Source organism: Rhodococcus sp. NPDC055112, assembly GCF_053607505.1.
Map to the genome: position 1 here is coordinate 27,554 of NZ_JBSGTR010000050.1, position 16,364 is coordinate 43,917.

At 69.6% G+C, this 16,364-nt stretch carries 1 protein-coding gene (cut by a window edge); it reads left to right on the plus strand.

What is annotated here, in order from left to right; all coding sequences use genetic code 11:
* On the plus strand, positions 1–16,364 hold part of the coding region annotated (locus ACWFRB_RS19725) for a non-ribosomal peptide synthase/polyketide synthase (protein ID WP_452642968.1) (this coding region is incomplete at its 3' end). 13,889 nt of the annotated region lie to the left of the window's left edge; 16,364 of 30,253 annotated nt are visible.

A 16,364-nucleotide genomic window follows, 5' to 3' on the forward strand; every position in this document is an offset into this window, starting at 1 on the left:
GTTCCAGTTCGCCATGTTCTTCCAGAACCACGGACAGACCGCGGTGGAGCTCCCCGAACTGAGCGTGAGCGCGGTCGACTTCGATCCGCAGATCGCCAAGTTCGACCTGCAGTGGACCTTCATCGAGGCGGCGCCCGAGGCGGGCGAGGCAGCCGGGATGACGGTCGCGATCACCTACGCGACGGACCTCTTCGACGAGGCCACCGCGACGGCGGCGTTCGCGGACCGTTTCCTGCGCGTGCTCGAGGCCGTCGCGGCGGCACCCGAGCGTCCGGTCGGCGACTTCGCACTGCTCGAGACGGACGAGCTGGATCGGATCCTGGTCGGGTGGAACGATTCGGGCCACCCGGTCGACCCCGGCGAGCTGCTGCTCGACGCGTTCGCCGCACAGGCCGTGGTGTCCCCGGACGCGGTCGCAGTGACCTTCGAGGGCGAGTCGCTGACGTACGCGGACCTCACGGAGCGCGTCAATCGGCTGGCCCGGTTGCTGATCGCGCATGGCGTCGGTCCGGAGTCGTTGGTGGCATTGGCCGTTCGACGTTCGCTCGATCTGGTTGTCGGAATGTATGCGGTGATCGCCGCCGGTGGCGCCTACGTGCCGGTGGATCCGGATCACCCGGTCGACCGGATCGGCCACATTCTCGACACGGCAGCACCGGTGTGTGTCTTGACCACCGCGCGAGACGGTTTCGAGGTTCCAGGGGACAGGTCTGTCCTCTGCATCGACACGGTCGACGTGTCCGGCTACTCCGCGCGTCCGGTGACAGACTCGGATCGCGTGGCAATGCTGCGACCCGACCATCCGGCGTACGTGATCTTCACCTCGGGTTCGACCGGCAAGCCCAAGGGCGTGGCCGTGAGCCACGCCGCGATCGTGAACCAGCAGGCCTGGATGCAGGCCGAGTACGGGTTCGAGTCCTCCGATGTCTACCTGCAGAAGACCGCGACGACGTTCGACGTCTCGCTGTGGGGCTACTTCCTGCCCCTGCGGGTCGGTGCACACCTGGTGGTGGCGACACCGGACGGTCACCGCGATCCCGCGTACGTGGCGGAGACGATCCGGGACCTGGGTGTGACGATCACGGACTTCGTGCCGTCGATGCTGACTGTGTTCTCCGACGTCGTGTCGTCGGATCTCCGCGCGTCGGGCGAACAGGCGGCGGCGTTGACCTCGCTCCGGCACGTGTTCGCGATCGGTGAGGCGCTGCCGGCGGAGACCGTCCGCGGCTTCGCGGACATCACCGATGCCCGCCTGCACAACCTGTACGGCCCGACGGAGGCGGCGGTCTCCATCACCTATGCGGACGTGACCGGCACCGCCGCGAGCGGTTCGGTGTCGATCGGTCGACCGGAGTGGAATTCGCAGGTGTTCGTGCTGGATTCGCGGCTGCGGCCGGTTCCGGTTGGCGTTCCCGGCGAGCTGTACCTGGCCGGCGTCCAGTTGGCGCGCGGCTACTACGGCCGGGTGGATCTGACGTCGGACCGGTTCGTTGCGAACCCGTTCTCCTCGACCGGCGAGCGGATGTACCGCACCGGTGACCTGGTCACCTGGGACGCGACGGGCGAACTGGACTACATCGGGCGGACCGACTTCCAGGTGAAGTTCCGCGGGCAGCGGATCGAGCTCGGCGAGATCGAGACCGCGCTGTTGGCGCATCCGTCGATCAGCCAGTCGGTCGCGGTGGTGGCGGCGACGCCCACCGGTGATCAGCTCGTCGGATACGTGGTGCCGTCGGCGGGCGCCCACGTCGATGTCGAGGAGCTGCGCGGTTCGCTCGGGCAGGCCCTGCCCGCGTACATGGTGCCCGCAGCGCTGATGGTGCTCGAGGCGTTCCCGCTGAACTCGAGCGGCAAACTGGACCGGAAGGCGTTGCCCGCGCCCGTCTTCGAATCGAAGACCTTCCGTGCGCCCACGACACGGGTCGAGCAGGTCGTGGCCGACATCTTCAGCGAGGTGCTCGGCGCTCCGCAGGTCGGCCTTGACGACGATTTCTTCGAACTCGGTGGCAACTCGCTGGTCGCGACGCAGCTGATGGCGCGGATCGGAGCGGCACTCGATACCCGGGTGCCGGTCCGTGAGCTGTTCGAGGCGTCGACCGTGGCGGCGCTCGCGGCCCGTCTGCAGACGCAGGTCGGCTCGGGCGGCCGGATCGAGCTGGCGGCCAGGCCGCGTCCCGACGCGATCCCGCTGTCCATGGCGCAGCAGCGGATGTGGTTCATCAACCAGTTCGACACGACCTCCGCTGCCAGCAACATCCCGGTGGCGGTTCGCCTGACCGGTGACCTGGATGTCGACGCGCTGCGGGCCGCTGTCGGGGACCTGATCGCACGGCACGAGGTGCTGCGAACGGTGTACCCGGCACTCGACGGCACCGGCCATCAGGTGATCCTGCCCGCCGAGTCCGTCGCGCTGGAGCTGGCCGAGATCGAGATCGGCGCGGACGAGGTGTTCGAGCGGGTGGTCGCGGTCGCGACGCAGGGCTTCGACGTCACGGCCGCCGTGCCGGTGCGTGCGGTCCTGTTCGCCGTGGCGGGAACCGATGAGCACGTGCTGGTCCTGGTGGTCCACCACATCGCGGGCGACGGTTTCTCGATCCGTCCGCTGACCAGGGACGTGATGGTCGCCTACGCGGCAAGGGCCGCGGGTGAGATGCCCGGATGGGAACCGCTGGCGGTGCAGTACGCGGACTTCGCGCTGTGGCAGCGGGAGGCGCTCGGATCCGAGAGCGACCCGGATTCACTCGTCGCACAGCAGATCTCGTACTGGAAGCAGACCCTGGAGGATGTGCCGGTTCAGCTGGACCTGCCCGCCGACCGGGTGCGGCCGATGGTCGCCTCTCACGTCGGCGACACGGTCGAGTTCACCGTCGGCACGGACCTGCACCGCGGACTGGTCGAACTCGCGCGCGATCACAACTCGACGATGTTCATGGTGCTGCACTCGGCGCTGGCGGTGCTGATGGCCCGGCTCAGTGGCACCGAGGACATCGCGATCGGCACGCCGGTCGCCGGTCGCGGCGAGGCCGCGCTCGACGACCTGGTCGGCATGTTCGTCAATACCCTGGTGCTGCGGACCGAGGTGGCGCCTGCACAGTCGTTCGCCGAGTTCCTCGCGGCCACCCGCGAGGTGGACCTGTCCGCGTTCGCGAACGCCGACGTTCCCTTCGAGCGACTGGTCGAGGTGCTCAGCCCCGAGCGCTCGCAGTCCCGGACGCCGCTGTTCCAGGTGGCGTTGTCGATGCAGAACATGGGGCAGACCTCGCTGGAACTGCCCGGCCTGCGGGTCGAGGCGCTCGACGTCGACCCCAAGGTCGCTCGGCTGGACCTGCAGGTGAACCTCGCGGAGAACTTCGACGGGGACGGCGCGCCGACGGGTGTCCGCGGCAGCTTCACCTACGCCACGGACCTCTTCGACGCGGCGACGATCGAGGGATTCATCGCCCGGTTCGTGCGGGTGCTCGAGTCGATCGTCTCCGGTGCGGACGCACCGGTCGGCGACATCGAGATCCTGTCCCAGGCCGAGCGCGCCGAGCTCGCCGCCCGGATCGGGGCAGGCGAGACCGAGCCGCAGACGCTGCCCGAGCTTCTCGCCGCCGCAGCAGATCGGGACCCGGCGGCCGTCGCGCTCGTCGCAGACGGACGTTCGGTCACCTACCGTGAGCTCGACGGGGAGTCGTCGCGGCTGGCTCGCGAGCTCATCGCCCGCGGCGCAGGCCCGGAATCCGTTGTCGCGATGGCGCTGCCCCGCTCGCTCGAGTCTGTGCTGGCCATCTGGGCGATCGCGAAGACCGGCGCCGCGTACGTGCCGATCGACCCGAGCTACCCGGCAGACCGGATCGAGCACATGGTCTCCGATTCGGAGGTCGTCGTCGGACTCACCGCCTCGTCGTTCGTCGCGGCACTGCCGGATCACGTGCAGTGGCTCGCTCTCGACGACAGCGACTTCGTCGCACAGTTGTCCGAGCTGTCACCGGCTCCGGTCACGGACGCCGACCGGATCGCGCCGGTCCGGCTCGAGCAGCCGGCCTGGGTGATCTACACCTCCGGTTCCACCGGAAAGCCCAAGGGCGTCGTGGTGACCCACGTCGGACTGGCGGACTTCGTCGAGTTCCAGCGCCGGGCAACCCTCACGACGGCGGATTCGCGGGTGCTGCACTTCGCCTCGCCGAGCTTCGACATCTCGATCAACGAGATGCTGCTCGCCGCGATGGCGGGCGCGTGTCTGGTGATCGCGCCCACGACGATCTACGGCGGCACCGAGCTGGCGGACCTGCTGCGTGGCGAGCGGGTGACCCACGCGATGATGACCCCGACCACGTTGTCGTCGGTGGACCCGTCCGGACTGCCAGACCTGGGCATGATCGGTGTCGGCGGCGAGGCCTGCACGCCGGACCTGGTGACCAGGTGGGGTGGCGACCGGGAGTTCCTCAACGGATACGGTCCCACCGAGACGACCATCGTCGTCTCCTTCACCGAACCGATGATTCCCGGTCAGCCCATCACCATCGGCAAGCCGGTCTGCGGCGTGCGGGCGCTGGTGCTCGACACCCGCATGCAGCCGGTGCCCGACGGAGTCGTCGGCGAGCTGTACATCGGTGGGTCCAGCCTCGCCCGCGGATACCGCGGACGACCGGACCTCACGTCGGACCGCTTCGTCGCCGATCCCTTCGGCGAGCCGGGCGGGCGTATGTACCGCACCGGCGACCTGGTCCGGTGGACCGAACACGGCGAACTCGACTACGTCGGCCGCTCGGACTTCCAGGTCAAGGTGCGCGGCTTCCGCGTCGAACTGGGCGAGGTCGACTCCCTGCTCACCGCCCAGCCCGGCATCGAGTTCGCGGTCACCATGGGCCATTCCGGCGCCGGTGGAGTCAGCACCCTGGTGTCGTACGTGCTGGCGGAGGACGGCGTCGCGGTGGACGTCGACGCGCTCAAGTCCGTGCTCGAGCAGTCGCTGGCCCAGCACATGGTCCCGTCGGTGATCATGGTCCTCGACGAGGTTCCGCGTACCCCGGTCGGCAAGCTGGATCGAAAGGCGCTGCCGGCGCCCGTGTTCGCGGCGAAGGCGTACCGCGCCCCGACCAATTCGGTGGAGGAGGCGGTCGCCTCGACCTTCGCCGACGTGCTCGGTATCGAGCGGGTCGGACTCGACGACGACTTCTTCGAACTCGGCGGAAACTCACTGATCGCCACCCAGGTGACGGCTCGGTTGGGTGTGTCGCTGAACGCGACGGTGCCGGTGCGCACCTTGTTCGATGCGTCCACGGTCGAGGCACTCGCCCTGGAGATCGAGCAGTACGTCGGTACGGGCGCTCGGCCCGAGCTGGTCGCGCAGGAGCGGCCGGACACGATCCCGCTCTCGCTGGCGCAGCAGCGGATGTGGTTCCTCAACCGGATGGATCCGGAGTCGGCGGCGTACAACATCCCCGTCGCGATCCGGCTCACCGGAGATCTCGACATCGCGTCACTGCAGGCCGCCGTCGTGGACGTGCTCGAGCGGCACGAGTCGCTGCGCACCGTCTACCCGGAGGTCGACGGCGACCCGCAGCAGGTGATCGTGCCTGCGGCGCAGGCGGTTCCTGACCTGACCCCGGTGGCCGTCGCCGAGGCCGAGATCCTCGACCGGGTGGTCGCGCTGATGTCGGCGCCGTTCGACGTGGTCGCCGAGGTGCCGCTGCGCGCCGCGTTGTTCTCGACGGGGGAGCGGGAGTACGTCCTGGTCCTGTCGGTCCACCACATCAGCGCCGACGGCTGGTCCATCGCGCCGCTGACTCGCGACGTGATGGTGGCCTACGAGTCGCGCCGCGCGGGCATGCCGGGACCGGACTGGTCGCCGCTGCCCGTGCAGTACGCGGACTTCGCGCTGTGGCAGCGCGGACTGCTCGGCTCCGAGGACGACCCGGAGTCCCTGATCTCGAGGCAGCTGGACTACTGGCGCGGCGCGCTCGACGGCGTGCCCGGGCTGCTGGAGCTGCCCACCGACCGGTCCCGGCCCGCGATCGCGAGCAACCGGGGCGCAACCGTGTCGGTCCGGATCGGCCGCGACCTGCGCGCGGGAATCGAACGGGTCGCCCGCGAGCAGGGCGTCACCGAGTTCATGGTCGTGCACGCTGCCCTCGCGGTGCTGCTGGCACGGCTGTCCGGCACCGAGGACATCACGATCGGCGCCCCGATCGCCGGCCGCGGCGAGGCGGTGCTCGACGACCTGGTCGGCATGTTCGTCAACACCGTGGTGCTGCGCGCTCAGGTCGAGGCAGGCGAGTCGTTCGCGGCGCTCGTCGCCCGGGTTCGAGACACCGACGTGACGGCCTTCGGCCACGCGGACGTGCCGTTCGAACGCCTGGTGGAGGCCATCTCGCCGGTCCGTTCGCAGTCGCACTCGCCGCTGTTCCAGGTGTCGTTGACGTTCCAGAACCTGGCCCGCACCGAGCTGGAACTGCCCGGCCTCACGGTCGCAGGCCTGGACGCGAACATGGTGGTCGCCAAGTTCGACCTCGACTTCACGATGTCGGACCGCCTCGACGCGGACGGTCGTGTCGACGGCATGGACGCGTTCGTCACCTACGCCACGGACCTGTTCGACGAGGAGACCGTGCGGGCATACGCCGACGGACTGGTCACCGTGCTCGAGCAGGTGACCGGTGACGTCGATCGCGTCGTCGGTGACCTCGAACTGGTGTCGGAGTCGGATCTGCAGCGGACGCTGCACGACTGGAACGCCACCGATGCCGCGGTCCGGCAGGGCACGCTGGTCGACTGGATCGACGAGAGCGCACGTCGGTTCGCCACGCACCCGTCGGTGTCGTTCGACGGGATCACGCTCGGCGCAGGCGAGTTCGACGCCCGGGTGAACCGGCTCGCCAGGCTGCTGATCTCCCGTGGGGTCGGTCCGGAGTCGACCGTCGTCGTCGCGGCGCGCAGGTCGGTGGAGATGCTGACCGCGATGTTCGCGGTGGTCAAGGCCGGTGGCGCGTTTGTGCCCGCGGACCCGGACCAGCCGGCGGACCGCCTCGCCACCGTCTTCGAGATCGCGGATCCGGTGTGCGTGATGACGACGTCCTTCGACGGCGTCGAGGTGCCCGAGGGTCTCGCGGTCGTCGAGATCGACCGCGCGGACGTGTCCGCCTTCGCCGACGCGCCGGTGCGCGACGCGGAGCGGGTGGCGCCGCTGCGGCCCGAGAACCCGGCGTACGTGATCTTCACCTCGGGATCCACCGGTGTGCCGAAGGGCGTGTCCGTTCCGCACGCGGCGATCGTGAACCAGCTGTCGTGGTTCGTCGACGAGTACGCGGTCACCGCGGACGACGTCGTGCTGCAGAAGACGCCGGTGGTGTTCGACCCGTCGGTGTGGGAGCTGTTCGTGCCCTTCCTCGCCGGCGCCCACCTGGTGATCGCCCGGCCCGACGGGCACCGGGATCCGCGATACCTCGTGGCGATGTGCCGCGAGTGGGGTGTGACGCTGCTCGGGTTCGTTCCCTCGATGCTGGCGACGCTGATGTCCGAGCCGGAGACGGCGTTGCCGCCGACCCTCCGGGCGCTGCAGCTGGCAGGCGAGGCGCTGAGCCCCGAGCTGGCGGCGCGCACGCTGGAGGCGTCGGATGTTCGACTGAACAACGCCTACGGTCCTGCGGAGACGACGTTGACGTCGGTGCACTACTGGTGCGACGGGTCCGAGACGGAGTCGATGCCGATCGGTCGCGGCGTGTGGAACATGAAGGCGTACGTGCTCGACTCGCGTCTGCACCCGGTCCCGATGGGTGTGTCGGGTGAGGTCTATCTCGCCGGAGCCCAGGTCTCCCGCGGCTACCACGGTCGGCCCGACCGGACGGCGGAGCGATTCGTCGCGAATCCGTTCGACGGTGGCGGTTCGGTGATGTACCGCACCGGCGACCTGGCCCGATGGGATCGGCGGGGTTGGCTGGAGTACGTGGGGCGCACCGATTTCCAGGTCAAGCTGCGCGGTCAGCGGATCGAACTGGGTGAGATCGAGTCGGCGCTCGAGCGGCTGACCGGCGTCGCGCAGGCCGTGGTGGTGCTGCACACCGCAGCGGCCACGGGTGACCAGCTGGTCGCCTATGTGGTGGCGCCAGGGGCGGACGGGGCGGACCTGCGCGGACAGGTGGCCGGCGCGCTGCCGGGGTACATGGTCCCCGCGTTGGTGATGGTGCTCGACGCATTCCCGCTGAACACCGCCGGCAAGCTGGATCGGAAGCTGTTGCCTGCCCCGGTGTTCGCGGCGCGGGTGTTCCGCGCGCCGGTGACCCCCACCGAGCAGACGGTGGCGGCGGTGGTCGGTGACGTGCTCGGTATCGAGCAGGTCGGTCTCGACGACGACTTCTTCGAGCTCGGCGGCAACTCGCTGCTCGCCATGCGGCTGGTCTCCCGGATCGACGCCGCGCTGGGATGCGCGCTTGCGGTGCGGGAGGTGTTCGAGGACGCAACGGTGGCGGGCCTGGCCGCCCGTGCCGAAGCCACCGTCGGATCGGCACGGGGGACCGCGCTCGCCGCGCGGGTCCGGCCGGACCGGATCCCGTTGTCCCTCGCGCAGAACCGGATGTGGTTCCTCAACCAGTTCGATCCGTCGTCCTCCGCCTACACGGTCCCGTTTGCCATCAGCCTGCGCGGACGCCTCGACATCGAGGCGCTCGAGCTGGCGGTCCGGGACGTGCTCGAGCGGCACGAGTCCCTGCGCACCGTGTTCCCGAACGACGAGCAGGGACCGGCGCAGGTCATCCTCCCGGCCGACCAGGTCGTGCTGGACCTCGAGCCGGTGGACACCGATGCGCACGAGGTGACCGATCGGGTGATCGAGATCCTCGGGGCCGGATTCGACGTGAGCGCGCGGGTGCCCGTGCGCGGCGCGGTGCTGCGGACCGGCGCCGACGAGCACGTGCTCGTGATGGCGATCCACCACATCAGCACCGACGGAGTCTCGACCGGACCGCTGGCCCGTGACCTGACGCTCGCCTATGTGGCCCGCGCGGCGGGTCAGCAGCCGGCCTGGGCGCCGCTCCCGGTGCAGTACGCCGACTTCACCCTGTGGCAGCTCGAGCGGCTCGGTTCCGAAGACGATCCGGAGTCGTTGGCCGCCGGGCAGATCGGGTTCTGGAAGGACACCCTCGCGGGGCTCCCGGACGTGCTCGAACTGCCCACCGACCGGCCCCGGCCCGCGGTGGCGTCCGGTCGCGGATCACGACTGCCCTTCGAGATCGACCCCGAGGTCGTGGCAGGCATCGAGGCGCTGGCCCGTGAGTACGGCGTCACCACCTTCATGGTCGTGCACGCCGCCTACTCGGTGCTGCTCTCGCGCCTGTCCGGCGGCACCGACATCGCGGTCGGCACGCCGATCGCGGGTCGCAGCGAGGCGGAGCTCGACGACCTGGTCGGCATGTTCGTCAACACCCTGGTGTTGCGCACCGAGGTCGACCCGTCCGGCTCGTTCGGCGACCTGCTCCGGAGGGTTCGGGTGGCCGACCTGGCCGCGTTCGGGCACTCCGAGATCCCGTTCGAGCGACTCGTCGAGGTGCTCAACCCGGCTCGCTCGCAGTCTCATTCGCCGCTGTTCCAGGCGTCGATGACCTTCGAGCACAACGAGAACACCACCCTCGAGCTGCCCGAGCTGACGATCAGTGGTGTCGACTATGAGGTCGACAGCAGCCAGTTCGACCTGACCCTGATCGTCACCGAAGGAATCGAGGTCGGTGGTCGTCCCGACGGGATGGGTGCCGCATTGCGGTATGCCACCGACCTGTTCGACCGGACCACGATCGAGGCGTTCGCGCAGCGGTTGGTCCGGATCCTGCGGGCCGCGGTCACGGACCCCGGTGTCCGGGTGGGCGACATCGACCTGCTCGGCGACGCCGAGCGGGAGCGTGTGCTGTTCGACTGGAACGCGACGGACGAACTGATCGTCCCGCAGACCCTCGTCGATCTGTTCGACGAGCAGGTCGCCGCGACGCCGAACTCGGTGGCGCTCACCTTCGACGGTGAGTCGCTCACCTACGCCGAGTTCTCGGCGCGGGCGAACCGGCTGGCCCGGCACCTGATCTCGATGGGCGTCGGTCCGGAATCGCTCGTCGCGCTCGCCGTGCGCCGGTCCTTCGATCTCCTCGTCGGGATCTATGCGGTGCTCGAGGCGGGCGGCGCATACGTGCCGATCGACCCGGACCAGCCGGCCGACCGGATCGGACACATCCTCGACACCGCCGACCCGGTGTGCGTCCTGTCGACCACGCGGGACGGATTCGAGGCACCCGGGGACAGGTCTGTCCTGAACATCGATGCGCTGGAGCTTTCCGGCGTCGAAGCCGGACCGGTGACGAGCGCCGAGCGGATCGGTGTGCTGATCCCGTCGAGCACCGCCTACGTCATCTTCACCTCGGGATCGACGGGCAGGCCGAAGGGCGTCGCGGTCAGCCACGGCGCGATCGTCAACCGCCTGATGTGGATGCAGGCGGAGTACGGTCTCGACGCGCGGGACGCCGTGCTGCAGAAGACCCCGGTCACCTTCGACGTGTCGGTCTGGGAGCTGTTCTGGCCGCTGCAGGTCGGTGCACGCCTGGTGATCGCCGTGCCCGACGGCCATCGGGACCCGGCCTACCTGGCGCAGGTGATCGCCGACCAGTCGGTGACCACCGCCCACTTCGTGCCGTCGATGTTGGCCCTGTTCGTGGCGGAACCCTCCGTGGCGGAGGCGCACTCGCTCGTGTGCGTGTTCGCATCCGGCGAGGCACTGCCTGCCCAGACCGCGGACCGGTTGCGTGAGGTCGCGCCGCAGGCGCGGTTGCACAACCTGTACGGCCCGACGGAGGCCGCGGTGGACGTCACCTTCCACGAGGTCACCGCCTCGGACCGGGTGAGCGTGCCGATCGGCGCGCCGGTGTGGAACACGCAGGTGTTCGTGCTGGACGCGCGGCTTCGCCCCGTTCCGATGGGGGTCGCGGGCGAGCTCTACCTGGCAGGCGACCAGCTGGCCCGCGGATACGTGGGACGCACGGACCTGACCGCCGACCGGTTCGTGGCGAACCCGTTCGTGGCCGGGCAGCGGATGTACCGCACCGGTGACCTGGTGCGCTGGATCCACACGATGGACGCCGCGACCGGTGAGGTCATCGGCGGCGAGCTCGAGTACCTGGGCCGCACCGACTTCCAGGTGAAGCTGCGCGGTCTGCGCATCGAACTCGGCGAGATCGAGACGGCGTTGCTGGCCGTGCCCGCGATCGAGCAGTCCGTGGTGACCCTGCACCGCGACGAGCGGTCCGGCGAGGCTCTCGTCGGTTACGTCGTGCCCGCCGCGGGGGAGACCGTGGACCTCGACGAGGTCAGGACCGCGCTGCGCGCGGGCTTGCCCGCCTACATGGTGCCGTCGGTCTTCGTCGTGTTGGACGCGTTCCCGCTCAACGCCAGCGGCAAGCTGGACCGCAAGGCGCTCCCCGCTCCGGTGCTGCAGGCCAGGCAGTTCCGGGCGCCGTCCACGCCGACCGAGGAGATCGTCGCGAGCGTGTTCGCCGACGTTCTCGGCGCCACGCGAATCGGTGCCGACGACGACTTCTTCGAGCTCGGCGGCAACTCCCTGATCGCCACTCAGGTGACCGCGCGACTCGGCGCGGCGCTGGACACCACGGTGTCGGTGCGGACGCTCTTCGATGCGTCCACGGTCGCGATGCTGGCGGCCGCGGTTGCCTCGCACGCCGGTGAGGGTGCGCGCCCGGCCCTCGTCGCGGGTGAGCGCCCCGACGAGTTGCCGTTGTCGTTGGCACAGCAGCGGATGTGGTTCCTCAACCGCTTCGACCCCGAGTCCGCGGCGTACCACATTCCGATGGCCATCCGTCTGACCGGCGAGCTCGACACCGCGGCGCTCCAGGCGGCGGTTGCCGACGTGCTCGAGCGGCACGAGTCGCTGCGCACCGTCTTCCCCGAGGTGGACGGAGCGCCGCAGCAGGTGATCGTGTCTGCGGCACAAGCGGTCCCGGATCTGACTCCGGTGTCGATCGCCGAGTCCGAGGTGTTCGACCGTGTGGCCGCGTTGGTCACGACGCCGTTCGACGTCGCAGCGGGTGTGCCGCTTCGGGGGTCGCTGTTCCTGGTGGGGCCGAACGAGTTCGTGCTGGTGCTGGTCGTGCACCACATCAGCGCCGACGGTTGGTCGATCGCCCCGCTGACCCGAGACGTGATGCTCGCCTACGCGGCGCGCAGCCTCGGCCAGGCGCCCACCTGGGCGCCGCTCGCGGTGCAGTACGCGGACTTCGCGCTCTGGCAGCGCGCGGTGCTCGGATTCGAGGAGGATCCCGCGTCACTCGTCGCCCGTCAGGTCGGGTACTGGACGGAGACGCTCACCGGTCTCCCGGATCTGATCGAGCTGCCGACCGACCGGCCGCGCCCGGCCGTCGCGAGCAATCGCGGAGCAAAGCTCGTCTTCGAGATCGACGCCGAGGTGCATCGCGGTGTCGAGCGGATCGCGCGCGAGCACGCGGTGACCCAGTTCATGGTCGTGCACGGCGCACTCGCGGTGTTGCTGGCCAGGCTGTCCGGAAGCACCGACATCGCGATCGGTGCGCCGGTGGCCGGCCGTGGCGAGGCCCAGCTCGACGACCTGGTCGGCATGTTCGTCAACACCCTGGTGCTCCGTACCCAGGTCGATCCCGCTGCTGGATTCGGCGCATTCCTGGCTCATGTCCGGGACCAGGACCTGGCCGCCTTCGGGCACGCGGACGTGCCGTTCGAGCGGATCGTCGACGCGATCTCGCCGGTGCGCTCTCAGTCGCACTCGCCGCTGTTCCAGGTCGCGCTCACGTTCCAGAACCTGGCCAAGTCCGAGTTGGACCTGCCGGGGCTGCACGTGGCTGGGCTCGACATCGATGCGGTCGTCACCTGGTTCGACCTCGACTTCACGATGGTCGACCGCTACGACGAGGACGGCGCTCCGATCGGGTTGACGGCGCAGCTCACCTACGCCGTCGACCTGTTCGACGCCACCACGGCGGAGGCCATCGCGGCGACGTTCGGCCGCATCCTGGCAGCGGTGGTGCGCGGCGACGACACCCCGGTGGGCGACATCGAACTGCTGGCCGACGCGGAGCGTGCCGTGGTGCTCGGCGACTGGAACGACACCGTGGTCGAGGTCGCGCCGTCCACTCTCGTCGATCTGATCGACACCCAGGTCGCTCGTCGCCCCGACGAGGTGGCGGTGATCTTCGAAGGGGTCGAGCTGACGTACGCGCAGTTCGATTCCCGGGTGAACCGGCTGGCCAGATGGCTGGTCGCGGAGGGCGTCGGCCCGGAGACCCGTGTCGGGCTGGCGATCCCGCGTTCGATCGAGATGCTCGTGGGCATGCACGCGATCGTCAAGGCGGGTGCCGCCTATGTTCCGATCGATCCGGATCAGCCGGTCGAACGTAACGCCTACGTGGTGGAGTCCGCAGCACCGCTGCTGGTCCTGACCGCGGGTACTCCGGTCTCCCTCGAGGTTCGGACGGTGGACATCGCGGCCCTCGATCTGTCCGCTCACGGTGACGCGCCGGTGCGGGACGACGAGCGGACTTCGCCCCTGCGGCCCGCGCACCCGGCGTATGTGCTCTACACCTCCGGTTCGACCGGGCGGCCCAAGGGCGTCACGGTCTCGCACGCCGCGATCGTCAACCAGATGCGGTGGCTGGAGGGCGAATACGGGGTCACCGACGCCGACTGCGTCATGCAGCGGGCGCCGTTCACCTTCGACGTCTCGGTGTGGGAGTGCTTCCTGCCCCTGTGCGTCGGCGCTCGACTGGTCATCGCGCGTCCCGGTGGGCACCTCGACATGGGGTACCTGGCGGGTCTGATGCGTGACCACCGCGTCTCCATCGCGGAGTTCGTGCCGTCGGTGATCGCGGCGATGGTCGCCGAGGGGCACGCGGAGGCACTGTCGTCGCTGCGCCATCTGCACAGCGGCGGCGAGGCCCTGTCCGCCGAACTGGTCGACACCGTGCGCGCGCACTTCCACGGCGGGCTGCACAACACCTATGGTCCGACCGAGGCCGCCATCACCACCACCGGACACGAGATCACCGGTCCCGTCGACGGGATCGTGCCGATCGGTGGTCCGGCGTGGAACACCCGCGCCTACGTGCTCGACGAGCGTTTGCACCCGGTGCAGGCGGGTGTGCCCGGTGAGCTGTACCTGGCCGGCGCCCAGCTCGCCCGCGGGTACCACGGCCGGGTCGACCTGACGTCCGACCGGTTCGTAGCCGATCCGTTCGCCGCGACGGGCACGTCGTCGGAGCCGGGTGCCCGGATGTACCGCACCGGCGACCTGGTGCGGTGGAACGAGCTCGGCGAACTGGTGTACCTGGGCCGCACCGACTTCCAGGTGAAGCTGCGCGGTCTGCGGATCGAGCTCGGTGAGATCGAGTCGGCGCTGATGCGCTCCGACGCCGTCACCCAGTCGATCGTGACGATGGTGCGCGACCCGCGTGCGGGCGAGCACCTCGTCGGCTACGTGACGGCGGCTCCCGGCGCCGCGCCGACGGCCGCCGAACTGCGGGCCGTCGTCGCGGCCGAGTTGCCGGCGTACATGGTTCCCTCCCAGGTCCTGGTGCTCGCCGAGTTCCCGCTGAACTCGAGCGGCAAGCTGGATCGGAAGGCATTGCCGGAGCCGGTGTTCGAGGCGGCCGAGTTCCGGGCGCCGACCACTCCGGTGGAGCAGGTGGTGGCCGGCACGTTCGCGGACCTCCTCGGGGTGGCGCGGGTCGGTCTCGACGACGACTTCTTCGCCCTCGGTGGTAACTCGCTGATCGCGATGCAGGTCGCGGCCCGGTTGAGCAGCGCGCTCGATGCCCGGGTCGCGGTGCGGGAGTTGTTCGAGGCGTCGACGGTGGAGGCGTTGGCGGCGCGGCTGGCGTCGTCGGTGGGTGCCGGTGGCCACGTCGCGTTGACGGTGCGGGAGCGTCCGGAGCGGATTCCGCTCTCGCCCGCGCAGTCGCGGATGTGGTTCCTGAACCGGTTCGACTCGTCGTCCTCGGCGTACAACATCCCGATCGTGGTGCGGCTCTCGGGCATCCTCGACGTCGAGGCGCTGCAGGCCGCGGTGGCCGACGTGGTGGCGCGGCACGAGGTGCTGCGCACGGTGTACGTCGACTTCGACGGCATCGGTCACCAGGTCGTGCTGCCGGCCGATCAGGCGCCCGTCGACCTGGCCCCGGTGTTCGCGGACGCGCAGTCGGTTGCCGCCGCGGCGATCGAGTTCATCGCGGCGCCGTTCGATGTCACCGAGCAGGTTCCGCTGCGGGCCCGGCTCTACGAGGTCGAGGCCGGCGCCGAGTACGTGCTGGCGATGACCGTGCACCACATCTCGGCCGACGGTTGGTCGGTCTCTCCGTTGACCCGTGACGTGGTGGTGGCCTACGCCGCCCGCAGCACGGGGCAGCAGCCGACGTGGGCGCCGTTGCCGGTGCAGTACGTGGACTACACGTTGTGGCAGCGTGAGGTGCTCGGTTCCGAGCAGGACCCGCAGTCGCTGGTCTCGGCTCAGCTGGCCTATTGGACCGAGGCGTTGCGTGGTGCGCCGGATGTGCTGGAGCTCCCGACGGATCGCCCGCGTCCGGCGGTGATGTCGAACATCGGTGCCGTGCAGCCGTTCACGATCGACGCAGAGTTGCACGCCGCGATCGACGAGGTGGCGCGCCGCAGTGGCGCGACGTTGTTCATGGTCATGCACTCCGTGCTCGCGGTGCTGCTTGCGCGGTTGTCGGGGACCAGCGACATCGTCATCGGAACCCCGGTGGCCGGTCGCGGTGACGCCTTGCTCGACGACCTGGTTGGCATGTTCGTCAACACGCTGGTGTTGCGTCTCGAGGTCGACGGCGGTGCGTCGTTCGGTGAGATCGTCGCCCGGGCCCGGGAGACCGACCTCGGTGCCTTCGGTCGTGCCGATGTTCCGTTCGAGCAGGTCGTCGAGGTGCTCAACCCCGTTCGCTCGCAGGCGTACTCGCCGCTGTTCCAGGTCTCGCTCTCGTTCGAGAACCTCGACTCCCCTGACGTCGAGCTCGGTGGACTGACGGTCTCCGGTGTCGAATCGGACGAGGTGCTGTCCAAGTTCGATCTCGAGTTCGGGTTCGTCGACAGCTACGACGCCGACGGCGCGCCCGCAGGCCTGCACGGTGCGGTGACCTATGCCACGGCGCTGTTCGACACCGCCGGTGTCGAGCGCATGGTCGACGGTCTGCTTCGAGTCCTGCGTGCGGTGACGGTGGACACCGAGTCGCCGGTCGGCGACACGGTGGACACGGACGTGGTGGTCGGTGATATCGATCTGCTCGGTGCGGGTGAGCGGGAGTTGGTGCTGCGGGAGTGGAATGCGACTGATGCGTCTGCGCCTGTGGGGACGTTGG